Here is a 25657-nt window from a genome sequence, read left to right as displayed (position 1 = left end):
CTTCCGTGCCGGGGGTGTTGTACCCAAACCACGGAATGAAAATACCGGCGGTTGCCTAACCGCCGGTCAATAGGCGTGGTTAATGCGCTCTTAAGCGTTTACCATGTGCCGGTGTTGGGCATGGAAGCCCACGGCTCCTGCGGAGCGAGATGGCCGTCCTGAATCAGCTCCACCGAAATTCCGTCCGGGGATTTGACGAAGGCCATGTGCCCGTCGCGCGGGGGGCGGTTGATGGTGTAGCCCATGTCCGAAAGGTGCTGGCAAAGGGCGTAGATATCGTCGACCCGATAGGCCAGATGGCCGAAATTGCGGCCGCCCGTATAATCCTCGGGGTCCCAGTTGTAGGTGAGCTCGACCTTGGCGTCTTCCTGGCCCGGAGCGTTGAGGAAGACGAGCGTATAGCGTCCCTTTTCGTTTTCCGAGCGATGCGATTCGACCAGGCCCAGGCCGTCGCGATAAAAGCGCAGGCTGTCCTCGATCGAGGTGACGCGGACCATTGTGTGAAGATATTTCAAGGCAAGGCTCCAGCTTGGGTGTTTCGGCCCGGCAATCGTGCCGGAGCGGGGAGGCTACAAAAGAATGGAGATGAGGCCAAGGCGCGCGCCGGACGCCATAAGGTTAAAAGCCCGTAATAAAATTATGAATGGTTCTTAACTTTTCGTTTTGAATCGGCCACACTGCCCTTGATTTGTAAAAGAGTACCCGCGCATTGCGGGCCGTGTGTGGAAAAGGCGTTGAGCATGGGGGCGAAATACACTTCCGGCACCGGACAAGACACTGGAAACGAGACGCGGCAAGACGCGCACGGCCAGGAGACGGACGGAAACTTTCAGAATACGGGCAGCGATTTCGACGTTATCGAGCTAGCGGGGACCATCAAATGGTTCGATGCGGGCAAGGGCTTCGGATTTATCGTGCCCGATGGCGGCGGCGCGGATGTGCTGCTGCATGTGACCTGCCTGCGCCGCGACGGATATCAGACGGCCTATGAGGGCGCGCGCATCGTGGTCGAAGCGCTCAACCGGCCCGGCGGATTGCAGGCCTTCCGCATCATTTCGATGGATGAGTCGACGGCTCGGCACCCGGCCCAGATGCCGGCGGCGCGCACGCATGTGCAGGTGGAGCCCACCTCCAAGCTGGTGCGGCTCGAGGTGAAATGGTTCAACCGGGTGCGCGGGTTCGGTTTCCTCTCCGAAGGGGAAGGGCATCCCGATATCTTCATTCACATGGAAACGCTGCGGCGCTTCGGGCTGACCGAATTGCGGCCCGGCCAGTTCGTTCTGGCGCGCTATGGCGATGGACCCAAGGGCCTTATGGTTGCCGAAATCCGCCCGGATGGGTGGGGCGACGCTCCGTCTTCGCATTGAGGCCTGCCATGAATTCTCCGCGCTTGGTGCTTTCGCTGGTGATCGCCGTGGCGGCGTTCGCGACGCCCGCATGGGCGCAGGATGGAGATGAAACCATCGCGGTGATCCATTCGGGCGATGAAAGCCACAGCTTTACCATCGAAATCGCCGATGACGACGCCGAGCGCGCGCGGGGACTGATGTTCCGTGAGGAACTGGCCCCGGACGCGGGCATGCTGTTCGATTTCTTCGACGAACGGCCCGTGGCGTTCTGGATGCAGAATACGCTGATCCCGCTCGACATGATCTTCATCAAATCCGACGGCACCATCGCCCGGGTGCACCCCGAGGCGGTGCCGATGGATCGCACCTCGATCCCCTCGGGCGAGCCGGTCCGCTTCGTGCTGGAAATCCCCGGCGGACGCGCGGCCGAGCTGGGGATCGACGCCGGGGACCGGCTGGAGCACCCGCGCATCGAGGCGGAGCCGGACGCTAACCGCTGATCGTTGACGGAGGCAGGCTCGCTTGACGGGCCGGTTTTGATGTAACATATGTGGTTACATACTAATCAAAACCGGGGCTTCCAGCATGAGTTCGGCGTTTTTCGAAGGTAAGGCAGCGAGGGGTTATGCCCAAAGGCCGGCCCGTCAGGTGCCGGGGTTCGCCGACCTTCACCGCATGGCGGTGCTGCTGATGGCCGAGCGCGTGCCTGCCGATGGCCGGGTGCTGGTGCTGGGCGCCGGAGGTGGGCTGGAGCTCAAGGCCTTTGCCGAGGCGCAATCGGGCTGGACGTTCGATGGCATCGACCCATCGGCGGACATGATCGAACTGGCCCGGCAGACGGTCGGAGATTTTTCCGGGCGTATGCGGCTCTATGAGGGCTATATCGAAAGCGCGCCGGAAGGCCCGTTCGATGCCGCGACCTGCCTGCTCACGCTTCACTTCGTTCCGCGCGAGCAACGTCTTGATACGCTGAATGAAATCAGGCGTCGGCTCAAGCCCGGCGCGCCTTTCGTCGTCGCCCATATCAGCTTTGTGCAGACCGAGCCCGAACGCTCGACATGGATAAGCCGTCACGTCGCTTATGGTGCGCCGGAGGTGCAGGACCCGCTTCAGGTGGAAAAAGCCCGTCAGGCCATCGGCACCAGGCTATCGATCCTGGCGCCGCAGGACGATGAAGCCCTGCTGCGCGAAGCGGGATTTACCGATGTCGGGCTGTTCTACGCCGGGCTCAGCTTCAGGGGCTGGGTGGCGTATGCGCCGGTATGATGTTAGCGCACGACCAGGACGGGCACGGTGCTGGTGGTCAGGACCTCGGTGGTCTGGCTGCCCAACAGCATCTTTCTGAACCCGCGCCGGCCGTGTGAGGCCATGACGATGAGATCGGCGCCGATATCCTGCGCGGTTTCGACGATGGCGTCGGCGGCGTAGCGGTTGGGGATGTGGACCGTATCGTGAGGCACGCCGCTGTCGGTGGCGAACCGCGCCGCTTCGGAGAGGATATCCTGGACCGCCTCGCGCATGGATTCCTCATATTCGGCGATCGTAGCCGGGCCGGCGGCCGCCAGCGCGCCGGAAGCCCACACATCGGTGACCGTGACGATTGTCGCCTTGGCGCCGAGCTGTTTGGCGAGTTCGAGGCCCTGATCGAGCCCTTTGGTCGAGAGTTCGGAACCGTCTGTTGCAATCAGGATATGCTTGTACATTGCGCTCTCTCCATCTTCGGACGACAACGATAGCATAGGCCTCAACGTTGCAATTGATCTCGATCAATTGAACGCCGGTCAGGAAAAAGCCGTGAGTTGCGCCTGGAGCGTGGCGACGACGCCATTCTGATCGGTGGGTTTTTTGAGGATCGGCACCTGACGGAGCGATCGCGCCAGATCGATGTTTCGGACGTCGTGACCCGTGTAGATCACCAGCGGCACATGAGAGCTGGCCAGCCGGTCGGCCAGGGCGGTGCTGTCGCCGTCGCGCAGCTTGAGATCGATGATCGCGGCCTTGGGGATGTTGTCGCCCAGCCACGCATAGGCAGCACGGTTGGAAGCGATGGCCGCGACCTGATGACCGGCGGCCTCGAGGGCGTATTGCAGATCAAGCGCGATGAGGGCTTCGTCCTCCAGAATGAGGATCGTCATGCTGGCCTCGTCTGTTTGCCGCCACGGCGCTGGGCCCCCGTCCAGCCCGATATTGGTAACACGCTTCCCTGACGTTGGCGAATCGGAACGGGCGGCCAATCCCTTGGATTGTCTGTCAATGCCAATTATTTGATCAAGAACAGCTATCTATAGGAACCAATGAAGTCAGGCCGCGTTGCGTCGAATGAAAAGGCACGCGCATTCGTACATGGAGGGGTGGGCACCCAGCGTATGATCAAGGGGTAGAATATGATGGTCTTTGCCACGGACCCTCACATGGAAACAGAGATTGAACTTGCGCGGCTCGCCGCCATCGTCGCCTCGTCCAACGACGCGATCATCAGTAAGGATCTCAACGGCATTATAAATTCCTGGAACGCGGCCGCCGAACGCATCTTCGGCTACACGGCCCAGGAGATCGTCGGTCGTCCGATCACCACGATCATTCCTCCAGAACTGCAGGGCGAGGAAGCCGAGATTATCGGCAAGATCCGGCGCGGGGAACAGATCGAGCATTTCGATACGGTGCGCCTGACCAAAACGGGCGAGAGGATCGATGTCTCGATCACCGTTTCGCCCTTACGCAACCGCAGCGGCACGATCGTGGGGGCTTCCAAGATCGCCCGCGATGTCAGCGAGCGGAAGCGCAATGAGGAATTGCAGGAAATCCTCGTCAACGAACTCAACCACCGCACCAAGAACCTGCTGGCGACGGTGCTGGCAACGGCGGCGCAAACGTTCGGCTCGCTCGCCAATTCGGCTGAGCATCTGGCGCTGTTCCGTCAGCGGATCGGGGCAATGGTCGTCAGCCAGGATCTCCTGACGAGAAACGGCTGGAGCGGGGCGCCGCTCCTGAGCATGCTCGAAGCGGTGCTCGACCCGTTCGGCGGCGATCCGGCCCGGATCGAAATCAGCCACGGGCCGGATTTGAAGCTGACGCTTCGCCAGACCAACGCCCTGGCCATGGCCATCCACGAGCTTGCCACCAACGCCGCCAAATACGGCGCGCTGTCGCGGCCGGGAGGACATGTCACGGTTTGCTGGGATGTGGGGGAGAACGAGGCCGAACTGCGATGGGAGGAGAAAGGCGGCCCGACCGTCGCAACGCCGACGCGGGTCGGCTTTGGAACCCATATGATCCAGAATGCGCTCCGGCACGAATTGGACGCGCGCGTGGTGCTCGACTACGCGCCCGATGGCCTGCGTTTCAACGCCCGCTTCCGTCTCGCCGAACCGCCCGATATTGCGGCATGATGAGATGAATACACACTACCTTCCAGCCGACGCGCCAATCCTAATTATCGACGACGAATTCCTGGTTCTCTGGTCACTTCAGGATGAATTGCAGCAATTGGGGTTTCACTCAATTTACACGGCCTCCAACGTCGATGCGAGTCTGGCCCTGGTGAACGACCGGGAGTTCAGCTTTGCCTTTCTCGACGTGAACCTGGGCGACCAGAAGAGCTTTCCCATCGCCCAGGCCCTGGAAAAACGCGGCATTCCCTTTGCCTTCGTCACCGGCTACGGACGTGCCGGCCTGGAAGGAAAGTTCGAGGAGGCCGCGGTGATCCACAAGCCGGTGAGCCGGGCGTCGCTCGACAAGGTGGTTGCGATCGCCCACTGACGCTCTCAGAGGCAGAGCCGATCGACCAACGCTATGATTTCGGCTGGGGCAAGCCCGATGGCCGGGAGATAGGCATCGATGCCGCCGTGGGCACTCTCGAGGTGATCGATCATCGCCTGCATGGTGTCGGCGTCGCTGGCCAGCACGCGCTCGATATGCTCGGGGTGGCCGCCGGCGGCCAGGGCACGCTCGCGCAATTGATCGATGAGTTCGTGCGCCGAGGCGGTGAGGGCATAATCGGCGACGACATCGGCGGGGGCGACGCGGCAGGCCAGCAGCACCAATGCGGCGACGATGCCGGTACGATCCTTGCCGGCGGTGCAATGGAACAGAACGATGCCGTGCGGGGCGGTGGCGATGACGCGTAGGGCCTCGGCCAGTTGCGGACCGCATTTGTCCAGCGCGTTGCAATAGCGCTGCGCCATGTCGAACGGCGTCTCGGTCAAAGTGATCCGGGGCAGGGCATCGAAAAGCGCAATGTTGCGGTAGGCCACCTGCTCATGAGTCGAGAAGGGGTGGCGCGCGAGGCCGGTTTCATGGGGGCCGCGCAGATCGAGCACCAGTGCCAGACCGTTGGCCACGAGCTCGGAAATGCTTTCGGGGCTGAGATGATGCAGCGCCTCGCCGCGTAGGATGCGACGCCATTGCGTCATCCCGCCATTGGCGCGGGCATAGCCGCCGAGGTCGCGAATATTGTGCGTACCGGGAAGGGCCCAGTGGCGCGAGGCCGCCAGGGACATGGTCGTCTCCAATCTGGTGGGGAAAGAAAGGGGGACGCGGGGGAAGCTCCCCCGCGTCGGGTTGCCCATCAGGGCATCAGGGTCTGCGCGATATCCTGGGCGGAGGTCAGAACCTCGGCGACATTACCATTGCCGAGCACGGCTTCGGTCACGGCGTCCTTCATCATCGACTCGGCCTGACGGTAGTTCTGGCCGGGGAAGGCGACATTGGGGGTCAGGCGTTCAAGCTGTTCGAGATTGGGGCGGATCAGCGGATTTTCAGCAGTCCAGGGGCCGAGGAATTCCGGATCGTCAACGATATTGAGGCGAAGCGGCAGATAGCCGATCTTGCTGGTGATGATCGTATAGCCATAGTCGGAGGTGAGGAACTTCATCAGCTCATAGGATGCCCGCTGCTTGACGGGGTCCTGCGAGAAGTTGAACAGCGCGCTGCCCGAATTGGTGGGTGCGGTGGGCTTGTCGCCAAAGGCGGGCATGGCCGCCACGCGCAGCTCCCAATTGCCCTCGGCGGAAGCCGAAAGGCTGTTCTGGAGGGCGCTGGTGTAAAGGAACATGCCGAGCTGTCCCGCTGCCATGGCCTCGCTGGGGTTGGCGGGATCGAGGCGGGCATGGGCGCCGCTGTCGACCATGTCGCGCAGCATCTGCACGGCCTGGGTGCCTTCTTCGTTGGCGAAGGTCAGCGTGTTGCCGTCGCGGACGTTGCCGCCATTGGACATGAGGATCGCCTGATAGACGAAGGTGCCGTCTGCCGGGCCATAGGCGCCGGGGAAAAAGCCTTCGGCATCGGTGTTGGCGACGATGGCTTCGCCGGCTGCCTTGACCTCTTCCCAGGTCTGGGGTGGATTGTCGGGATCGAGGCCCGCTTCGCGGAACAGATCGGCGTTGTAATAAAGGATCGGGGTGGAGAAGGTGTAGGCCAGCCCATAGGTCTTGCCGTCGACCCTGCCCAGTTCCAGACCCTGCGGGATCATGCCTTCGGTGAGTTCGGCATAGGCTTCTTCGCCAGCCATGTCTTCGAGCGCGTTGGCGCCCAGATCGGTCGAGAGATAGATGAGATCGCGGAAGACGAGCTGGGCGACGTCGGGCTGGCGGCCGGCGGCCATGTCGGCCTGGATGCGGGTGATGATTTCATTGGAAGGAACGGCCACGGTTTCGACGGTGACCAGCGGGTTTTCTTCCTCGAACCGGGCGATCAGCTCGCGAGTGGCATCGGCCCCGTTGCTGGCGGTGGCCAGGTTGTAATTGTAGAAAGTGATGGTGACCGGCTCGGTGATGGCATCGGCCATCTGGGCCAAGGCCGGGCCGGCGAGGGCCGTGGCGCCCAGGCCGGCGGCGGCCATGAGCGTAAGGATGGTGCGCTTCAGCATCGCGAGATTTCCTTGTGGTGGAGAGGGTTAGTTCGCCGCTTCGGCCAACGCGGCTTCCTGCTTGGCGCGCAGGGCCGAAAGGTCGTAGCGGTTGAGTTCGGTGCGGGTCTGGGGCAGGGGCACCAGAGCCATGGTGAGGCCGGACGAGCGGACGGTGCCGATGCCGAACGACCCGCCATCGACCATGCGCAGGACATCCTGGGTGAGGATGTCGGTGGCCGCGTGCTGGCCCATGCCGACGATCACCGGGATGCCATGCCAGACCGAGAACCGGTCGTGGTGGATATGGCCCGAGAGGATGGCGAGGATGTTCCGGCCCTTGAGAAGCTGGGCGAGCTGCTGGGACTGGCCGAATTCGATGGTGCGCCAATGGTCCCACGGAGCGGTGTCGCCGAGGGCGGGGGCGTGGTGGGCGACGATCAGCTTGGGTAGCTCGGAGTTGGTGTCGAGCGTGCGGGCCAGCCAATCGAACTGCTCGGGGGTCAGACTGCCGCCGATCTGGCCGGGAGTGGTGGTATCGAGCGTGATGATATGGACGCCTTCGATGACCTGATCGTGGTCATACGGCGCTTCGAGGTCGGTCGTGCGGCCCAGCATGCCCTCGTAAAAGCCGGGGCGGGTATCGTGATTGCCCAGCGCGTAGATCACCGGGAGATCGGTGGCCTCCATGATCGATTTAAGCTGGCGGTAGCTGTCGGCGTCGCCGCGATTGGTGAGGTCGCCGCTGGCGATGATGAATTTGGGCGCCTGATCCATTGTGCCGATCATCTCGAGCACGCGGGTCAGCGTGGTGGAGGTGTCGCTGAACAGATGGTCGTCGACGATCGCCGGGTTGCCGACATGCAGGTCCGTAATGTGGATGAAAATGGTTTCGCCCATGCGTCGTGCTCCTTGTTGCTGGAGACGACCTATCCCTGTCCGGTTTCACTGGCGTGACGAGTTTGGAACAGCGTTTGAATGGCGGGCCGAAGGGGCGGTGAACATGGGCGCGGTGGCGGCGACGACCTGGGCGATGACCACTTCGGGATCGGCAAGATCGAGCCCGTGGCCGGTGAGTTCCTCGGTGCGCTCCCGGCTGCGCGTCATCTGCGAGCGCACCCCCAGCAGGCAGGACATGCGGAAGCCGATTTCGACATCGCCGAGCCAGGGCGCGATCTTGCGGAAATGAGGGATGAACAGCCGATGGTGGTCGATATCCTCGATCATCGGCTTGAAGACTTCCGGGTGGCCGCTCGATTGGGCCAGCGTGGTCATGTGCCGCAACACGCCATAGCTGGAATTGGGATCGAGACTCCAGCGGATCGATGGGCCGACAAGCGCCTCGATCAAATCCTCGACGCGGGCAGGGGCGGGATGGGAGCGTTGCAGGGCGGCGTGGAGAAGCGCCAGCCGTTCGGCATTGAGACGGCGATAGACCCGTTCGGCTACGGTGACGATCAGGTGGTCGACATTGCCGAAATGATAATTGACGGCGCCGATATTGGTGCCCGCGCGCTCGGCAATGCCGCGCACGGTCACCTCTTCGGGACGGCTGGCGGCCTTGAGCAATTCTTCGCAGGCGATACGGAGCTTTTCGGGCGTTGTGCTTTTGGTCATGTCACACCGGGCAAGGCCGGTCTATCCCACCGGCGCATGACAGCGATGTGACCGGAAACGGGCAGAGCCATGCTCTGCCCGTCAGGCTTATTTGCCTTTTCGCTTTGCGGCTTCGGGACCCGTCGCTCCCGAGAAAAGCCCGCTGACGGATTCCGCCGCCAGACTCTTCTTTTGCTTTTTCTTGGGTTGCTTGCGCTGTTGGTCGCCCTTGCGTTTGGCCATGGAAAAACTCCATCTCGTTAAATGACAGGAGAAACCCGTAAGAACGGGCTGAATTTCATTGCTCCTGGCCGGCTAGCAGCGCCGGCCAGGCAAGCCTCCTGTTTGAGAACGCCTCCAGATGGGCGGGAAAACGTACCGCATCATGCGGCCTTTCTGGGCGCTGTGCGGTCGGTGTAGATGCCGGCCTGTGCCAGTAGCTCCTCGGCATCGGCGATGCATCGGGCAGAACGCAGGCGTTTGGCGAGATCGGGTGTATTGGCCAGTTTGGCGATGCGCGGAAGGGCGAGATGCAGCCACTTCAGATCGTGACGATTGCCGATGACGCATAAAAGCAGGTCGACCGCCTCGTCATCGGCAGCGTCGAAATCCACCGGCGAGGCCAGTCGCGTGACCTGGATAAGGGGCGCGCCGGCCTGTTCGTGGATTGTGTGGGGCGCTGCAGCGCCCGCGCCGATCGCCGTCGAGCCCAGCCGCTCGCGGGCCAGGAAACACCCATAGATATCTTCGACCGATATGTCGGGGCGAAGCGCGCAGATGCGCCGGGCAAGAGCGCCCAAAGCCGCCTTGCGTGAGTTCGATACCTTATCGATGGTGAAATCGGCTTCGAATACCGGATTGGTCAATGCCATGACGAACCTCCACCCGGCGTTCGGGACGCCGGATCAAGAAAAACAGGATTGTTTCGGAAAGTTCCCCGAAGGTGTGGACTATTCCGACACCTTCGGGCTACGCATCCCGATCGCGACTCGTGAAGCGAAGCGAATACGAAGAAAAAATCTCAGTCATGGTGGATTTAGGGTATATCATAAATTATTCAAGTCAACCGGCTATAGTTGGTATTGCTCGTGGGCTGCGAAGCAACTTGAAAAAGAATTTTGAGTGTCTATGTATAAATTATGCTGAAAACTTCGATTGAAATCGCCTGCCAGAGAGCGCCCATTGGCGCACTCCCTGCCTCCCGGGGCGGGGAATTCGTGCCGGGCTGAACCGGTACGCCGCCTCGGGAACAAGTCCATAACGTCTTGTTTCGTCCTTGTTGGAGGGTGGTGTGCGATTTTTCCAAAATCCGTTCGTATGTCGTTTTTGCCGTGACCGCGTGCCGCGCGCGTCGGTCCGTTGCCCATGGTGTCTCAAGCCGCTCGCGGGGGCGCGACGAAGCGTTCTCTTGACTTCCGCGGGGAAGGGGCTAGCTTCGAGCCATGTCGATCCGAGCGCTTTTGACATTGCTGCGAATGCTTAAAGGACAGCCTGTAACAGGACTGTAGCCCGAAGCTCGGCCGTACGCGCCTCCCGAGCTTCGGGGCGCGCTTTCGATCCTTTTTCCCACGATCCATAGCGTCAGCGGCGCATTACCATTTCCCCTGTTTTGGGTCCGACTGCCTGTCGGACAGGATCGTGCGCAACAATGTCACAAGCTGCAAAAAAAACCTCACGTATGCCGACGCTGGTTATCGGTGTTGAAGACCATGGCCGCCTTTTGACCATGGCGGACGGCTTATCGGGACCGTCCGTTCAGGTGGCCGAGCAATTGATCGTCGAGCTCGAACGGGCCCGTGTCGTGGCCCAGAACAAGCTGCCCGAAAACGTCGTGAGGATGGGATCGAAGGTCTCGTTCACGACGACTGATGGTTTCAACCGGACCTATCAGCTCGTCTATCCGGGCGAAGCCGATATTTCGGAGGGCAGGGTCTCGGTCCTGACCCCGATCGGCGCGGCGCTGATCGGGCTTTCGGAAGGTCAGTCGATTCCCTGGACGGCGCGCGACGGGCGGCAGCTCTCGCTCACCGTCGAAAAGGTCACCGCGGGCGACTGAACCATGGTGATCCTCAGGCAGTCGGCGGATAGCCGAGCGCGCGGAGTGCGCAAGTTTTGCGATGACGGCCGGGTTGGCGAGACGAATGTCCGCCGATCCGGCCGTGTGTTCACTCTTGTTTCACCGCATAAGGACACCGCAATGAGCACCGATTACCTTCCCAAGATCACGCCACGCGACCTGGGCATTCTCGAAACGATGGCCGATCGCGGCATCGAGGGCAGCGAGATGCTGACCGGAGCCATCAGGCGCAAGCTTCAACTTGCCCAGATCGTTTTCGCCGACGATCTGCCGGCCAATATCGTGACCCTGGGCACGCGCGTCGCCTTCCGGATAGATGAGCAGCCGGCCCAGGAGGGCACCCTCGTCACTGTCGATCAATACGTTCCCGGACAGGATCATTTGTCCATCGCGAGCCTGCGCGGGGTGGCGATGCTGGGGCTGGCCGAGGGCAATTATCTCGAGGTCGAGCTCGAAGAGGGAACCGAAACCCTGGCGATCATCCAGGTGCTCTCCCAGCCCGAGGCGGAGAGAAAAAACCGGGGCAGGGGGCAGGGCCTGCGCCTCGTGTCGAGCCGGGACAGCAGCACCCAGACCGCTCCGCTCCAGCGCCCGACCTATCCCTCCGACGACGATCCCGGTCCTTCGGCTGCGTAACGGCGTCGCCACCCTTCAACACACAAGAGAAAGCAGATGCAAATATGAGTGCAACAGACGATATCCTCGGCCCGGTCTATGCCGAGGTTCTCCGGCGTAACCCCGGCGAGGCCGAATTCCACCAGGCCGTGCAGGAGGTGCTGGACAGCCTCGGACGGGTGATTGCAAAGCACCCGCGTTATGCCGAGGCCGGGCTTATCGAGCGGCTATGCGAGCCCGAGCGTCAGATCATCTTCCGCGTGCCGTGGATCGACGACGAAGGCCATGTGCAGATCAATCGCGGCTTCCGCGTGCAGTTCAATTCCGCGCTCGGTCCCTATAAGGGCGGCCTGCGGTTCCACCCCAGCGTCAATCTGGGCATCGTGAAATTTCTCGGCTTCGAGCAGACCTTCAAGAATGCGTTGACCGGCATGCCCATCGGCGGCGGCAAGGGCGGCTCCGATTTCGACCCCAAGGGGCGATCGGAAATGGAGATCATGCGCTTCTGCCAGTCCTATATGGTCGAGCTCAGCCGCCACATCGGCGAATATACCGACGTTCCCGCCGGTGATATCGGCGTCGGCCAGCGCGAGATCGGCTATATGTTCGGCCAGTACAAGCGCATGACCAATCGCTATGAATCCGGCGTTTTGACCGGCAAGGGCCTGGCCTGGGGCGGCTCGCGCGTGCGCAAGGAAGCCACCGGCTATGGCGCCGTCTATTTCATTTCCGAAATGCTCAAGACCCGGGGCCAGGATTTCGACGGACGCCGTGTGGTCGTGTCCGGTTCGGGTAATGTGGCGATCTACACGATCGAAAAGGTCCAGGAACTGGGCGGCAAGGTCGTGGCCTGCTCGGATTCGGGCGGCTATGTGGTCGACGAGGGCGGGATCGATCTCGATCTGGTCAAGGAGATCAAGGAAAACCGGCGCGGACGGATCGCCAAATACGCCGAACTCAAGGGCAATGGCGCGCATTTCAGCGAGAAGGGTGCGATCTGGGACGTCCCCTGCGACATCGCCATTCCCGCGGCGACACAGAACGAATTGACCGGACGTGACGCGCGGGCGTTGATCAAGAATGGCGTCGTGGCGGTGGGCGAGGGGGCGAACATGCCCTGTACGCCGGAAGCCGTTCGCTTGTTCGAGCAGGGCAACGTCCTGTTCGGGCCCGGCAAGGCCACCAATGCCGGCGGCGTTACGACCAGCGCGCTCGAGATGCAGCAGAACGCGTCGCGCGATTCCTGGTCGTTCGAACAGACCGAGGAACGCCTTGCGGAAATCATGACCGATATCCATGACCGCTGCGCCGGAACCGCAGAGGAATACGGCTTGCCGGGCAATTACGTCGCTGGCGCCAATATCGCCGGCTTCGTGCGCGTTGCCGATGCGATGATGGCGCTGGGCGTCGTCTAAGCCACTTCCGCAAATGCCCCTGCGGTTCGAGGAAACCGCAGGGGCATTGTCTTTCCGGTTTGGGAAAGAATATGGCTTGCCCCGTGCGATATTGGGGAAACCGTTCCCATTTCGGCGCCCCAACGGACCGGGGAAATGAAATAAGGTCCGATCCAGTTTTCCGGAGGAGTTCCCATGAAGCTCGATACCATCGCCCTGCATCACGGTTATACGCCCGAGCCCACCACCAAGTCAGCGGCAGTGCCCATCTACCAGACGACGTCCTATACGTTCGACAACACCCAGCATGGCGCCGATCTGTTCGATCTCAAGGTCGAGGGCAATATCTATACCCGCATCATGAACCCGACCAATGCGGTGCTTGAACAGCGCATGGCGGCGATGGAAGGCGGGATCGGGGCGCTGGCCGTAGCGTCCGGCATGGCGGCGATCACCTATGCCATCCAGACCATAGCGGGTGTCGGCGACAACATCGTCTCGGTCAGCCAGCTTTATGGCGGCACCTACAATCTGTTCATGCACGCTCTGCCCCGCCAGGGCATCGAGGTGCGCATGGCCAAGGGCGACGATTTCGAGGGCTTCGAGCGCCTGATCGACGAGAACACCAAGGCGGTGTTCTGTGAATCGATCGGCAACCCGGCCGGCAACATGGTCGATATCGAAAAGCTCGCCGAGATCGCCCACCGTCATGGCGTGCCGCTCATTGTCGATAACACCGTCGCCACGCCCTATCTTTGCCGCCCGTTCGATCTGGGCGCCGATATCGTCGTGCACGCGCTGACCAAATATATCGGCGGCCACGGCAATTCGATCGGCGGCGTCATCATCGATTCCGGTAAGTTTGATTGGGCCGCCAACAAGGACCGGTTCAAGATCCTCAACGAGCCCGATCCGTCCTATCACGGCGTCGTTTATACCGAGGCGCTGGGCGCTGCGGCCTATATCGGGCGGGCGCGGGTGGCGCCGCTGCGCAACACCGGCGCGGCGCTTGCGCCCCAGAACGCCTTCCTGATCCTTATGGGGCTGGAAACGCTCGGCCTGCGCATGCAGCGCCATTGCGAAAACGCCCTCGCCCTGGCCCAATATCTCGAAAAGCATCCCAAGGTGACCTGGGTCAACTACGCCGCGCTCGATAGCAGCCCGTACAAAGCGATCTGCGATCGGCTCTACAAGGGCAAGGCCTCCGGCATCGTCAGCTTCGGCGTCGAGGGTGGCCGCGAGGCAGGCGGCAAGTTCATCGACGGATTGAAGATGATCTATCGGCTGGTCAATATCGGCGACGCCAAGACGCTGGCTTGCCACCCGGCAACGACCACCCACCGCCAGCTCAGCCCCGAGGAACTCGCTGAGGCGGGCGTGTCGGAAGACCTCGTGCGCCTGTCTGTGGGTATCGAGGACATCGAAGACATCATCGCCGACGTCGATCAGGCTCTGGCGGCTATCTGATCTCAAAGTCGGGCAGGGCCACGCCGGCCCTGCCTGCCACGGCTATTCGGCAATGACGATTTCCGGGACCACGCCCAGGAGGGCGCCGGCGCGGGCGATGATCCGTCCGGTCGTATCGCCTGCGTTCCAGGCGGCGGTTCGCCCGGTTCCCGGACCTTCGGGTTCGGGCTCGTCGACCATGACGATCATCGTGTATCGGGGCGCATCCATGGGGAAACTGGTCGCAAAGAAGGTTGTAACGCTCTCGCCGGTGTAGCGGCCATTGACGACTTTTTCGGCGGTTCCCGTCTTGGCGCCCAGCCGGTAACCCGGCGCAAGGACATTGGCGCGGCGAGCCGAGCCTTCCAACGCATTGAGACGCAGGAGATAGCGGATCTGATCGCTCGTCTGGGCGCTCAGGACGTGTGCGGCTTCGCCCATGTCGGCTGTATCCTGCCTGAGCAGCGTAGGCTGGAGGAGATGCCCTCCGTTGACCATGGCACTCTGTGCCATCAGCATCTGCAGCGGAGTGACGCTCAATCCGTGTCCGTAAGATGCAGTGGCGGCCACGACGTCCGAAAAGCTGTTCGGAATGGACGAACTGGTCATTTCGGGAAGCTCGATCCGTGGTCTGTCATCGAACCCCATGCGGGTGAGAAAGGCGCGAAATTGCTCCTTGCCCATGGCCTCCATGATGCGGATCGTGCCGATGTTGGAAGAATAGCGGAAGACCTCCGGCACCGTCAGAATGCGGTTCTGGCCGTAATAATCCGAGATCGTGTAGCGGCCGAAGCGCACGCCGGTGCTGGCGTCGACCTCATCGTCCAGGCTGACCGCGCCGGAGTCGAGAGCGCCGGCGATGGTCACCGTCTTGAAGATCGAGGCGACCTCGAACTTGGCCGCCGTGATCCGGTTGAAGCGTCCGTCCTCGAGCATGCTGGCCGGTTGGTTCGGATTGAAATCGGGCAGGGACACAAGCGCGACGATCTCGCCATTGGTCACGTCCATGATGGCGCCCGCGGCGGCCTTGGCCTTGTAGCGTTCGAGCGCCAGCGTCAACTCGTCATGAAGGATGTGCTGGACGCGCAGGTCGAGGGAGAGGTGGACGGGGGCGAGGTCCTGCCCGCGCGCCAGCCCCAGCTCCTGGAGAAGTGCGAGTTCCAGATCGCGGTCGAGATAGTGCTCGATCCCGGCGATGCCGGCATTGTCGATATTGACGGTGCCCAGCACATGCGAAGCCGTCGGCCCGCCCGGATAGAAGCGCTGGGTTTCCTCGAGAAACCCCAGGCCCGGAATGCCCAGGCGCATGATCTGGTCGCGCTGGCGCGGCGTGAGTTCACGCCTGATCCAGACGAAACCCTCGTCGCCGTCGAGCCGATTTTCAAGCCACACCCGGTTGAGGCCGGGGAGGACCGAAAGAATGGCTTCGGCTGCTTCGGGCACATCGATGATGCGGCGAGGCTCGGCATAGAGCGAAGGCACCTGGATATCGAAGGCAAGTTCGAGCCCGTTGCGATCGAGCAGCACCGGACGCGACGCGAGCAGGGCCGTGCGCGTCTGCGCATCCACGGTGTCGATGTGGGGCGTCATGCCGAGAGCGACCAGACGCACCACCATGACCCCGAACACGAGCACGATGACGGCGAGCGCGATCCGCAGGCGCGAACGTGTGACGGTTTCCCGCGCCTTGCGCGAGCCATCGATGGCGATGTTGTCTGATAGAGCGGTCATGGAGCGGGTAACCAACGTGTCGGGAAGGCGAGCGGGCAAGGGACGGTGCCGATCAGGGCACCGTCGCCGGCGCGAAACTTTCCATCCGGTCGTGCAATCGCACGTAACGGCCCGGCAAATCGGTCACCGGCTGGCCTGCGTGGGCCTCGACCATGATGTCGCGCCAGATGCGGGCGGGGATCTGTCCACCGAACGCGCGCGTTGGGGAGTCGTCGTCATTGCCCAGCCAGACGCCGCCCACATATCGCGCCGTATAGCCGACGAACAACGCGTCCCGGTTGCGCTGGGAAGTGCCGGTCTTGCCACCCATCGGCCAATCGCCGAAATGGGCCTGCCGGCTGGTTCCGACCTCCACGCTGGAGCGCAGCATGTCGTTCATCATGCCCACCTGCTCGTCGGTGAGGATGCGTCCCGGACCGGCCTGCGACGAGCGGTAGAGCACTTCGCCATCCACAGTCGCGATCTGGGAAATGACATCGGGAATGACCCCATAGCCGCCATTGGCGAAGGGGGCATAGGCGCCGGTCAGTTCGAGCAACGAGACTTCTTCCGAGCCCAGTGAAATGGACGGAACCGCCTGCAAATGCGAGGAAATGCCCATGCGATAGGCGGTCTCGACCACCGCGTCCGGGCCGAGTTCGATGGCGAGCAAGGCGGGGATGGTGTTGAGCGAATAGGTCAGCGCATCGCGCAGCAAAACCGGGCCGACGAATTTGCCTGAAGAGTTGCGGGGCGACCAGCCATTGTGCTCGAACGGGCCATCGACAACCAGCGTATCGGGCGTATAGCCCTGTTGCAGGGCAGTGAGGAACACGAAGGGCTTGAAGGCCGATCCGGGCTGGCGGCGGGCAGTGACGGCGCGGTTGTATGAGCTGCGCGCATAATCGGTTCCACCCACCATTGCCCGCACATGGCCATCGACATCCATGATGACCAGCGCCGCCTGCGAGAAGCCGGCGCCGGCGCCTTCATTGGCCACCGCATTGCGCAAGACGCGCTCGGCATGGGCTTGGAGATTTGCGTCAAGCGTGGTCGTTACCACCACGTCGCGGCCGACTTCGCCCAGATATGCGGTCATCAGCGTTTCGACCCAATCGGCCACATAGTGCTCTGCGCCCATCCGGCCGCTGGTGACGATCGAGGCGTCGATATCGGCCACCGACGCATCCGCCTGGGTCTGGGTGATGAAGCCGGCGCGAACCATGTTGGCCAAGGCCAGTTTTTGCCGCTCGATGGCGCGCTCGGGGTGGTTGCGCGGATTGTAGGTGCTCGGTGCTGGCAGGATGCCGGCGAGCATCGCGGCCTGGCCGAGCGAGAGATTGCGCGCGGAAATGCCGAAATAGGTCTGCGCGGCGGCCTCGATTCCGGTTGCGCCCGATCCGAAGTGGACCCGGTTGAGATAGAGTTCGAGAATCTGGTCCTTGGTGTAGTTGCGTTCGAGCCATAGGGCCAGCAGCGCTTCCTGCACCTTGCGTTCGATCGACTGCTCGGGGGTGAGGAACAGGTTCTTGGCGACCTGCTGGGTGATGGTCGATGCGCCGCGCGTCACGCGCCCGGACTGCAGCGTTTCGATCGCTACTGACGCAAGGCCAAGGGGATCGACGCCGAAGTGGGAATAAAAACGCCGGTCCTCGCTGGCGATGACGGCCTGCCCGACATAGGCGGGCAATTCATGCAGCCCCACGGCTTCGCCGCCGGTCTGGCCCCGATTGGTCAGAACCTGTCCATTGGCCGCGAGAACCTGAATGTTTGGCGGGCGCTGGGGGATTTCCCAGGTCTGGAACGAGCCCAGATCCTGGCCGTAATAGGCGATCGCGCCACCGACGGCGAACATGGCCAGCAATGCGAGCGCGGCCCCCCAATAGATGAGGGTGACGATGAAACCGAACCCACCATTGCGCCTGCGCCGGGTTTTCTTTTCGTGAAAGCGATCGTTGCGGGGCGCTCGCATGCCCGTGTCATAGGCCCGCGAACCAATGCCGACCGCAGCGGATTCCGGGCCCGAAATCCGGTCGTCGTCGTAAACGCGCAGGTCCATTCGATGCTCCAACACCGCGATCCGCAATCGCAATCCATTCCGCCCCAAACTCTGTGGGGTGGGTGCAAACGGCATGTCTCACTTCAATGTAGGTCAATAACACTGCCATAACATTGAAACAATTCCGTTCACGCCTTCGTGCATCATCGGCGAGGAATGTGTGCGATCTGGAACACAGTATTTGGGGAACAGATACCGCCACGCGACGGGCAAGCGCGTGCTTTATGAACCCGTGGAGGAATGGACTATTTGATCGACGCGATATGTGGGCCGGTTGGAAGAACTGGCTTTTCTCAAATTGAATCGTCGCCGAAATAGCGCGTCCTGAGATCCTCGATCATCCCGCTTTCGTGGGCCCCGATCAGTTCGACGGTAAGCTGGCGCGTGATGTCGCTCCCGCGCGTGAGGCCGAACGCGTATTTATCCGGCGCGAAAATCGGACCCACGACGGTGACGGGCTGCTGGGGGTTCGTATGCGCGTAATATTCGAGCACCGGCGCATCACCGACGATCGCGTCGATCCGGCCACCGACCAGTGCGGTCGCGGCCTCGTCCATGTGCTCGAAGGGACGAATGTTCAGGCCGGCCTGTCGCGCGTAGCTCTCCGATACGCTTCCAGGTTGGACACCCACGGGGCGGCCGGGGAGATCGGCCACTGTGTTGATCTGGTTGTTCAGCGACAAGGTCGTCATGACGCTGGTCACCGATGAGGTGAGATACGCCAGTACGGCGATGCCGCACACCAGCCACAGGCCCTGCCAGAACCTACCGGCCCATCCGAACAGGTTTTTGCGCGCCGGCGGCTTGCCCGAGGTCGCGACGGACATGACGGTGTAGAAGCCTTCGGCCAACCCGTCGCGCCAACGGCGGGGAAAATCCTTGTCGAACCGACGATCGAACAGCGTCACGAGGATGGTGGCGATGACGATCACAATGGCGATCCAGGCATATGCGCGCAGATGGCCGGATTCGCTGAGCCCGGCGACAAGGTCCGAAAAGCCGCCCCCGGCGTTCTCATTGACCATTATCCGCTGGCCGGCATCGAACCAGGGATGGGTGAAATCGATTTGCTCGGCTCGGTCCCTGGTGACCGTTATGTTGGTGACGGCGACATCGACGTCTCCTGACGCCGCGGCGTCGACCAATTCGCCGACATTGCCGAACTCGACATATTCGCTTTCGAGGTCGAGTTGCGAGGCCAGCCACTGCCACAAATCGATCGCCATGCCCTGAAACTCACCGTCGGTTTCCATGACGAAAGGCGGATGCACATAGACGCCGACGGTCAGGGGCTGGGCGGCGGAGGCAATTTCGGACGTCTCGTCATTCTGTGCATTAGCCGGCGCTATGCCCGCCGAAATGAAAAGGATCGCAATAATGGTGAAGAATACAGAACGCAGGGGAATAAGATTCATAAGACGCATTTCCAGTTTGGCTGGCAAAATGGCAATGCTGCTGAACTCAATCGTCGGCTCGGCAGGGCATGCCTCTGAAAGTATGCATCAAAATACGGTTCTTTCCGAATCCAGACAATGCGTCCACATTGCCGAAGACGTATCTGGAAGCCAATTGATCAGTTGCCAAGCACCTTTTCCATAGCGTTTGGCCCGTCATGCAGGGCAAACTTGTCCATGATGGTTGCGCTGGCGTCGTTGAGCCCAACGATTTCGACAGTGACACCGGCCTTGCGGAATTTGAGCACGGCTTTGTCAATGGCGTTGACGCCGGTCAGATCCCAGATATGGGCGTCGCTGACGTCGATCGTAACGGTTTCCAGCGGTTCTCCGAAGCTGAAGGCGTTCAGGAAATCCTCCGCCGAGGCGAAGAAAATCTGACCTTCGATGCGATAGCGCCGATGCTTGCCGTCTTCGGAAAGCGTGGAGGTGACGCGGAAGATCTGAGCGACCTTCCAGGCGAAGAATATGCCTGAGAGAAGGACGCCTACGCCAACTCCGAGCGCCAGATTGTGTGTGCCGACGACGGTTATCACCGTGGCCAGCATGACGAGGCTGGAACGCCGTGGATGGTGACGAAGGTCTGCGAGCGACGTCCAGCTAAAGGTGCCGATCGACACCATGATCATGATGGCGACCAGCGCCGGCATCGGGATCAGCCCCACGAGATCGCCCAGAACCATCAGCAGGAACAAAAGGAATGATCCCGCCGTCAGGGTCGAAAGCCGGGTGCGTCCGCCCGATCGAACGTTGATTACCGATTGTCCGATCATCGCGCAGCCGGCCATACCCCCGAAAAACCCGCTGGCGATGTTGGCAATGCCCTGGCCGATGCTCTCGCGGTTCTTGTCGCTGCTTGTGTCCGTCATCTGATCGACGATGGAGGCGGTCAGCAGGCTTTCCAGCAGGCCGACGGCCGCTACGGCGACCGAGGTCGGCAAGATGATCCAGAGCGTTTCGAGGTTGAGCGGAATATCGGGAAAAAGTAGCACGGGCAGCGCGTCCGGCAGTTCGCCGAGATCGGCGACAGTGCGGATATCGATGCCGAGCATCAGCGCGATGCCCGTCAGAACGACAATACAGACCAGAGGCGATGGCACGGCGGTCGTCAGGCGCGGGAAAAGATAGATGATGGCAAGCCCGGCGGCGATCAGGACGTAAGTCTCCCAAGTCACGCCGATCAGCTCGGGCAACTGCGCCATGAAGATCAGGATGGCGAGCGCATTGACGAACCCGGTCATGACCGAGCGCGACACGAAGCGCATGACCGACCCGATGCGCAACCAGCCGGCGACGATCTGGATGACGCCAGCGAGAATCGTGGCTGCCAGCAGGTACTGAAGCCCGTGTTCCCGGACGAGCGTTCCGAACAACACGGCTGTAGCGGCAGTGGCCGCCGAGATCATGGCCGGACGTCCGCCCGTAAAAGAAATCACGATGGCGATCACGACGGACGCATACAATCCGACGCGAGGATCAACGCCAGCGATAATCGAAAAGCCGATGGCCTCCGGGATGAGCGCCAGGGCAACGACGATGCCGGCGAGCACATCGGAGCGAATATTTGAAAACCAGTTTTGGCGAATTGCCTTGGAAGAGATCATTGAAATCACACAATAAAAGACATCATCGGGCCGTGGGGCACGAGCCAAATTCACTGATGATGAGCTTATTTGAGTGTCCGACGGATCGGCGGTCGGAAGAGCCACCCGGAGTTTCACCGGGTCCGGGGCGAGTGCATTTGCCTCTGCCACAATGAGATCGATCTGACAAGTATTTGCCCTTCCGGGCAGGGTATTTAAGCTTCCTCTTTAATCAACCGGCCATCCAGGCCTTCAGGACTTCCAGATCTTCGGTCGACAATTCATGGCCGACGTCGAGCATCCGGGAATCCAGATCGGCACCGGTGGCTTTCAGCGATGCCTCCAATGGCGAGGCCGTGCGCGCGAAGGGGTCGCGCGAGCCGGCGAGCAGCAGTACACGCGTGTCGCTCAGGTCGCTCGATGGCGCGTTCTCCAGCACCTCGGCCCCACGCAGCAGGATGGCGTGGCGGGCGAGGCCCGGATGTAGTCGGAGAAAGGCGCCAAGCAAGTTCGCCCCGTTTGAATAGCCCAGATACGTCATCGCGGACGGATCGAGACCATAGCCCGCAACCGCACCTTCGATGAAGGCGGCGAAAGCCGCGGCCTCGAAGCGGATGTCCTCCTGATCGAAGGTCACTGCATCGAAACGGCGGAACCAGCGGAAGACACCTTCCTCGGTCGACCGGCCCCGTACGCCCAGCAGCGTTGCGCGCGGATTCAGGCGCGCGGCGAACGGCATCAAATCCGCCTCGTTCCCGCCGGTGCCATGCAGCAGGACGATCACCGACTCGTCGGGATCGTCGGGAGTATGGAAGCGGTGAACGAAGGGCAGGTCGCGGGCCGGCATCCGCTCCTCACCCGGCCGGGCGAACTGGGGCAGCATGACGCGCAGATCGTGTGCGCGAGCTGCGTCGCGAGGTGGGATCATCAGGGTTTTGCCCAAATGGTCCGGGTCCTCGTCGACGGTGAAGCCGGGACCGTCGGTAGCGTATTCGAACAACACTCCCGCCGGCTCGCGCACATAGAGCGAGAGGAAATACTTGCGGTCGTGAACGTTGGTGACGCCCTCATGATCGCGCAGGTCCAGCCGCATCCGCCGCACGGCGTCGACGTCAGGTGCCCGGAAGGCTACGTGATCGAATACGCCTGTACCGGGAGCCCCCAACACGAACCCCGCCGATTGGCGCAGGTCGATCACGTCGGTTTCCGATGCCATGCGCGTGAAGGGAGCGTCCCGCACTATCTCACGATAACCGAAGCGCTCCGCGAAGGCCGCAGTCGCCGCACTGTCCTCGGTCAGGATCGTGACCGAACGGATACGTGTGGGCGCAAACCAATCGGGCAAAGGCGCCGCAGCCGGCAGGTCGACGCCTATCAGCTTGACGATGATCCCGTCGGGATCGCGCAGGCGGAGCACGGTCTCGCCCAGTTCTCGCGTCGGACCGGTGACCGGCACGCCCGCCGCGATGGCGCGTTGCAGCCAATCGCCGATGCTGGCGGGCGGGACGGCGAACCCGATCTCGCTGATCTGGCCCAGGCCAACGCCACCGGATGCCCCGTCCTGCCAGACGAGGAAGGTGATAACCGATCCGGGGCGGCCCAATTGGTCGCCATATAGCAGGTGCAACTGTTCGGCGTCTTCGTAGCCGCCCGTCTGTTTGACCAGGCGCAGGCCCAGAAACCCGACGTAGAAATCGACGTTCTTCTGAACGTTGCCGGTAATGGCGGTGACATGATGAATGCCGGTTGTCACTTTCCAAACCTCGTGGCTGGCCGGGAATCGCTTCCGCAACCATTCGATGCTAGGGGAGAGCGGCCTCCGAAACACCCCCTTCATTACCGGACATTGCCGAAACACCAATGATAGCCGTCAAGATTGATATCGTCGTGATCGGCGCGGGGCAGGCAGGGCTCTCATCGGCGTATCATCTGCGCAATATGGGCCTCGAGCCGGATCGGGATTTCGTCACTTTCGATCTATCGCCGCGACCGGGCGGGGCATGGCAGTATCGTTGGCCCTCGCTGACGCTGGCCACCGCCAACCGGGTCCACGACCTTCCCGGCCTCAAGTTCGAGGATGTGATCGACGTCGGAGCGGCGGGCGAGGTGCAAGCCGCTGTCGCCGTGCCGCAATATTACGAGGCATACGAAAAGAAATTCGATCTGCGCGTCCATCGTCCGGTCAAGATCGCTGTCGTCTGCGACCGGGGAGAGAGATTGCGCGTGGAAACGGACGCGGGCATCTTTTCGGCCCGGGGCATCATCAATGCGACAGGAACCTGGGAAACGCCTTATATTCCCGCCTATCCCGGCCGCGATCGCTTCCGCGGCCGGCAGCTCCACACCAGGGACTATCGGACGGCCGAGGAATTCGCGGGACAGCATGTGATCGTGGTCGGCGCGGGCATCTCGGCCATCCAGTTGCTCAATGAGATTTCCCGCGTCACTTCGACCACCTGGGCCACCCGCCGCGAACCGGAATTCCATGAAGGCCCGTTCACACCCGAGGATGGCCGGGCGGCCGTCGCCCTTGTCGAGCAACGGGTCAGGCAAGGTCTGCCGGCGGCCTCGGTGGTGTCTGTGACCGGCATTCCCGTTACGCCCGCCATCAGGGAAATGCGCGAACGCGGCGTGCTCGCGAGGAAACCCATGTTCACCGAGATCACCGAACACGGCGTGCGGTGGGCGGACGGCACGGAAAGCCATGCTGATGTCATCTTGTGGTGTACCGGATTTCACAGTTCGCTCGATCACCTCGCGCCCCTCCAATTGCGCGAGGAGAGTGGCGGCATCGTCATGACAGGACGATTGGCGACCCAGGTTGCAAAAGACCCGCGCATCCATCTGGTCGGATACGGACCTTCCGCATCCACCATCGGAGCCAACCGGGCGGGCGGAGCCGCAGCCAGGGAACTCGCGGCCATGCTCGGGCTGGGCTCGTGACCCCTATCGCAACCATGAGCCTCGTCTGCTAGGATCGCTACATCATGGATAGATGGCCGGAAATACCCTACACGGAATGGCGCGAGACTTGCTCGGCGCTTCATCTGTGGACCCAGATCCTCGGGAAATACCGTCTCGCGCATACGCCATGGATCAACCATTCCTGGCACGCCACGCTCTATACCACGCCGCGCGGGCTGACGACCGGTCCGGTTCCGGATTCGGGGGTGCTCGTGACTGCACGCCTCGATTTCTGCGATCATGTTTTCGTAGCCGAGGCGGAAGGCGGGGCGCGGACGATTTTTCCTCTGCAACCCATGAGCATCGCGGAGTTTTTCGCCAAGGCCACGGATGCGATCCGCTCGGTCGGCGGCACCCCGGCGATGCATGGCGTTCCCAACGAAGTGGCCGATCCGGTCCCGTTTGAGAGCGATGAGGCCGACCGCCCCTACGATGCCCGCGCCGTCCAGCGTTTCCATCGCGCGCTCGTCAGCGTCACGCGCGTATTCGAGCTGTTCCGAACCGGCTATCTGGGCAAGGTTTCGCCGGTGCATCTGTTCTGGGGATCGTTCGATCTGGCGGTGACCCGCTTTTCGGGCCGGTCGGCTCCAGTGCATCCGGGCGGCGTGCCGGGCCTGCCAGACGATGTCTCGCGCGAGGCCTATAGCCACGAAGTCTCCTCGGCCGGGTTCTGGCCGGGCGGGGGCGGGGTAGAAGAGGCGATGTTTTATTCTTACGCCTATCCGGCGCCGGACGGGTTCAAGGACCGAAAGGTCGAGCCCGAAGCAGCCTGGTTCGACGACAAGCTCGGCGAGTTCCTTTTGCCCTATGACGCCGTGCGTCGCAGCAGCGATCCCGAAGAAACGCTGCTCCGTTTTCTCAATACCACCTACGGCGCCGCCGCCGACACCGGAAACTGGCCGCGTAGCACCCTGGAATGTGCACCCGGTCGCCCGCGAATTCCGAGGCCGGTTTAATGGCCCGAACACCGACTGCGTTTCTGGCTGCCCTTTCCTTCGCTTTGTTCACGGCGCAGGCGGGGGCTGAAGAACTATCCGAGCAGATGGACCGCGTTGCGCCGGCGGTCAATGCCGGAAATCTTGACGCGCTGGGCGGACCGGACGACGCGGAATCGATCATCGATGGCATCGACGGGCGTTGGTTTACGCTGGCCAATATGGTGAGAAATTGGGGTGGCGACGGGGTTGGTTTCGGTCCCGATGATCTCGAACAGAGCCGCCTGAGAAACTGCGCCGATGATGCGGATTATACCATGGTGCAAGAAGTGACGGGGCCGACGAGTTTCGAGATTTATGAGACGTTTGCCAGTTACGACGATACCAGCGTGACACAATCCGTAACGCTGGCGGAGGGGCGGAGATTTGTCGTTTCGGTCGATGAAGAAGAGCTTCTCCGGTCTTACGGGATAGATCCGAACGATGCCGACGGCGCCAGTGAAATAATCGAAGTGGCAAAAATGCTTGCCAAGGAGGGGGCGGAAATCTGGCGGCCCTCAGACGATTTGATGGTGATGTCTGGCGGGCTTGGCATCGACGTCATCGGCCGGTGTTAGCCGGGAACGTTGT

At 62.0% G+C, this 25657-nt stretch carries 27 protein-coding genes and 1 other annotated feature; of the genes, 13 read left to right on the top strand and 14 right to left on the bottom strand.

Going from position 1 to position 25657, the window contains the following annotated elements; all coding sequences use genetic code 11:
• Positions 1–98: 98 nt before the first annotated feature.
• Entirely contained in the window at positions 99–515 is a 417-nt protein-coding gene (locus tag V4T21_RS06810; RefSeq protein ID WP_332714743.1) for a VOC family protein, read from the bottom strand.
• 225 nt (positions 516–740) lie between these two features.
• On the opposite strand from V4T21_RS06810, the gene V4T21_RS06805 reads away from it, so the two are divergent.
• The 3 genes from V4T21_RS06805 to V4T21_RS06795 all read left to right on the top strand — a co-directional run bounded on the left by V4T21_RS06805 (position 741) and on the right by V4T21_RS06795 (position 2615).
• Positions 741–1367 (top strand): cold-shock protein, encoded by a 627-nt coding sequence (locus V4T21_RS06805; RefSeq protein WP_332714741.1) that lies wholly within the window; start codon positions 741–743, stop codon positions 1365–1367.
• A gap of 8 nt (positions 1368–1375) precedes the next feature.
• Entirely contained in the window at positions 1376–1849 is a 474-nt protein-coding gene (locus tag V4T21_RS06800; protein WP_332714739.1) for a DUF192 domain-containing protein, read from the top strand.
• A gap of 85 nt (positions 1850–1934) precedes the next feature.
• Positions 1935–2615, top strand: a complete 681-nt coding sequence (locus V4T21_RS06795; protein ID WP_332714737.1) for a class I SAM-dependent methyltransferase — start codon at positions 1935–1937, stop codon at positions 2613–2615.
• Between the two features lie 2 nt (positions 2616–2617).
• On the opposite strand, the gene V4T21_RS06790 is transcribed toward V4T21_RS06795, so the two are convergent.
• Positions 2618–3052: a universal stress protein gene (locus tag V4T21_RS06790; protein ID WP_332714735.1), complete on the bottom strand. Its 435-nt coding sequence runs from the start codon at positions 3050–3052 to the stop codon at positions 2618–2620.
• A 78-nt stretch (positions 3053–3130) separates the two neighbouring features.
• Positions 3131–3484 (bottom strand): response regulator, encoded by a 354-nt coding sequence (locus tag V4T21_RS06785; RefSeq protein ID WP_332714733.1) that lies wholly within the window; start codon positions 3482–3484, stop codon positions 3131–3133.
• A 276-nt stretch (positions 3485–3760) separates the two neighbouring features.
• Here V4T21_RS06785 and V4T21_RS06780 point away from each other — a divergent pair, with 276 nt between their 5' ends.
• The gene (locus tag V4T21_RS06780; protein ID WP_332714731.1) at positions 3761–4738 is read left to right on the top strand and encodes a sensor histidine kinase; all 978 of its coding nucleotides are present in this window, start codon (positions 3761–3763) and stop codon (positions 4736–4738) included.
• Positions 4739–4742: 4 nt separating this feature from the next.
• A complete protein-coding gene (locus tag V4T21_RS06775; RefSeq protein WP_332714729.1) occupies positions 4743–5108 on the top strand; it encodes a response regulator in 366 nt (121 codons plus the stop codon).
• 5 nt (positions 5109–5113) lie between these two features.
• Here the strand turns inward: V4T21_RS06775 and V4T21_RS06770 are convergent, their stop codons facing one another.
• From V4T21_RS06770 to V4T21_RS06745, 6 genes are all read right to left on the bottom strand, one after another.
• Positions 5114–5848, bottom strand: a complete 735-nt coding sequence (locus tag V4T21_RS06770) for a tyrosine-protein phosphatase (protein ID WP_332714727.1) — start codon at positions 5846–5848, stop codon at positions 5114–5116.
• 68 nt (positions 5849–5916) lie between these two features.
• Positions 5917–7215: an ABC transporter substrate-binding protein gene (locus V4T21_RS06765; RefSeq protein ID WP_332714725.1), complete on the bottom strand. Its 1299-nt coding sequence runs from the start codon at positions 7213–7215 to the stop codon at positions 5917–5919.
• A gap of 27 nt (positions 7216–7242) precedes the next feature.
• Positions 7243–8094: a metallophosphoesterase gene (locus tag V4T21_RS06760; RefSeq protein ID WP_332714723.1), complete on the bottom strand. Its 852-nt coding sequence runs from the start codon at positions 8092–8094 to the stop codon at positions 7243–7245.
• A gap of 45 nt (positions 8095–8139) precedes the next feature.
• On the bottom strand, positions 8140–8811 hold the full coding sequence (locus tag V4T21_RS06755; RefSeq protein ID WP_332714721.1) for a TetR family transcriptional regulator: 672 nt from the start codon (positions 8809–8811) through the stop codon (positions 8140–8142).
• Positions 8812–8898: 87 nt separating this feature from the next.
• A complete protein-coding gene (locus V4T21_RS06750; protein ID WP_332714719.1) occupies positions 8899–9033 on the bottom strand; it encodes a hypothetical protein in 135 nt (44 codons plus the stop codon).
• Between the two features lie 140 nt (positions 9034–9173).
• Complete coding sequence (locus V4T21_RS06745) at positions 9174–9662, bottom strand: PTS sugar transporter subunit IIA (protein WP_332714717.1); 489 nt, start codon at positions 9660–9662, stop codon at positions 9174–9176.
• Between V4T21_RS06745 and V4T21_RS06740 the strand changes: the two genes are divergently transcribed.
• The 5 genes from V4T21_RS06740 (at position 9661) to V4T21_RS06720 (ending at position 14343) form a co-directional block, all read left to right on the top strand.
• On the top strand, positions 9661–9912 hold the full coding sequence (locus V4T21_RS06740) for a hypothetical protein (protein WP_332714715.1): 252 nt from the start codon (positions 9661–9663) through the stop codon (positions 9910–9912). The two genes, V4T21_RS06745 and V4T21_RS06740, sit on opposite strands and share 2 nt — an antisense overlap.
• Before the next feature lie 526 nt (positions 9913–10438).
• Positions 10439–10846, top strand: a complete 408-nt coding sequence (gene rnk / locus V4T21_RS06735; protein ID WP_332714713.1) for a nucleoside diphosphate kinase regulator — start codon at positions 10439–10441, stop codon at positions 10844–10846.
• A gap of 141 nt (positions 10847–10987) precedes the next feature.
• Positions 10988–11503, top strand: coding sequence for a GreA/GreB family elongation factor (locus V4T21_RS06730; RefSeq protein ID WP_332714711.1), 516 nt, complete (start codon positions 10988–10990; stop codon positions 11501–11503).
• 44 nt (positions 11504–11547) lie between these two features.
• On the top strand, positions 11548–12897 hold the full coding sequence (gene gdhA, locus V4T21_RS06725) for an NADP-specific glutamate dehydrogenase (RefSeq protein ID WP_332714709.1): 1350 nt from the start codon (positions 11548–11550) through the stop codon (positions 12895–12897).
• Between the two features lie 174 nt (positions 12898–13071).
• Positions 13072–14343, top strand: coding sequence for an O-acetylhomoserine aminocarboxypropyltransferase/cysteine synthase family protein (locus V4T21_RS06720; protein WP_332714707.1), 1272 nt, complete (start codon positions 13072–13074; stop codon positions 14341–14343).
• Between the two features lie 42 nt (positions 14344–14385).
• On the opposite strand, the gene V4T21_RS06715 is transcribed toward V4T21_RS06720, so the two are convergent.
• The 5 genes from V4T21_RS06715 to V4T21_RS06695 all read right to left on the bottom strand — a co-directional run bounded on the left by V4T21_RS06715 (position 14386) and on the right by V4T21_RS06695 (position 22881).
• Positions 14386–16053: a peptidoglycan D,D-transpeptidase FtsI family protein gene (locus tag V4T21_RS06715; RefSeq protein WP_332714705.1), complete on the bottom strand. Its 1668-nt coding sequence runs from the start codon at positions 16051–16053 to the stop codon at positions 14386–14388.
• Positions 16054–16105: 52 nt separating this feature from the next.
• Positions 16106–18091 (bottom strand): transglycosylase domain-containing protein, encoded by a 1986-nt coding sequence (locus tag V4T21_RS06710; protein WP_332714703.1) that lies wholly within the window; start codon positions 18089–18091, stop codon positions 16106–16108.
• 293 nt (positions 18092–18384) lie between these two features.
• Complete coding sequence (locus V4T21_RS06705; RefSeq protein ID WP_332714701.1) at positions 18385–19506, bottom strand: transporter substrate-binding domain-containing protein; 1122 nt, start codon at positions 19504–19506, stop codon at positions 18385–18387.
• 158 nt (positions 19507–19664) lie between these two features.
• The gene (locus V4T21_RS06700) at positions 19665–21149 is read right to left on the bottom strand and encodes a SulP family inorganic anion transporter (protein WP_332714699.1); all 1485 of its coding nucleotides are present in this window, start codon (positions 21147–21149) and stop codon (positions 19665–19667) included.
• A gap of 71 nt (positions 21150–21220) precedes the next feature.
• Positions 21221–21276 (bottom strand) — a sequence feature (sul1 is cis-regulatory element that is thought to sense ions involved in sulfur or methionine metabolism; They are found in Alphaproteobacteria).
• Between the two features lie 84 nt (positions 21277–21360).
• Positions 21361–22881, bottom strand: a complete 1521-nt coding sequence (locus V4T21_RS06695; RefSeq protein WP_332714697.1) for a VOC family protein — start codon at positions 22879–22881, stop codon at positions 21361–21363.
• Positions 22882–22988: 107 nt separating this feature from the next.
• Here V4T21_RS06695 and V4T21_RS06690 point away from each other — a divergent pair, with 107 nt between their 5' ends.
• The 3 genes from V4T21_RS06690 to V4T21_RS06680 are packed head-to-tail and all read left to right on the top strand — an operon-like array spanning position 22989 to position 25644.
• Positions 22989–24071, top strand: a complete 1083-nt coding sequence (locus tag V4T21_RS06690; RefSeq protein WP_332714695.1) for an NAD(P)-binding domain-containing protein — start codon at positions 22989–22991, stop codon at positions 24069–24071.
• Positions 24072–24115: 44 nt separating this feature from the next.
• Complete coding sequence (locus V4T21_RS06685) at positions 24116–25048, top strand: DUF5996 family protein (protein WP_332714693.1); 933 nt, start codon at positions 24116–24118, stop codon at positions 25046–25048.
• Entirely contained in the window at positions 25048–25644 is a 597-nt protein-coding gene (locus tag V4T21_RS06680) for a hypothetical protein (RefSeq protein ID WP_332714691.1), read from the top strand. Before V4T21_RS06685 ends, V4T21_RS06680 begins: the two co-directional genes overlap by 1 nt.
• Positions 25645–25657 lie beyond the last annotated feature (13 nt).

The sequence above is a fragment of the Pelagibacterium mangrovi genome (genome assembly GCF_036662815.1).
In the GTDB taxonomy this organism is placed as follows: domain Bacteria; phylum Pseudomonadota; class Alphaproteobacteria; order Rhizobiales; family Devosiaceae; genus Pelagibacterium; species Pelagibacterium mangrovi.
This window is presented reverse-complemented; position numbering and strand designations above follow the sequence as displayed.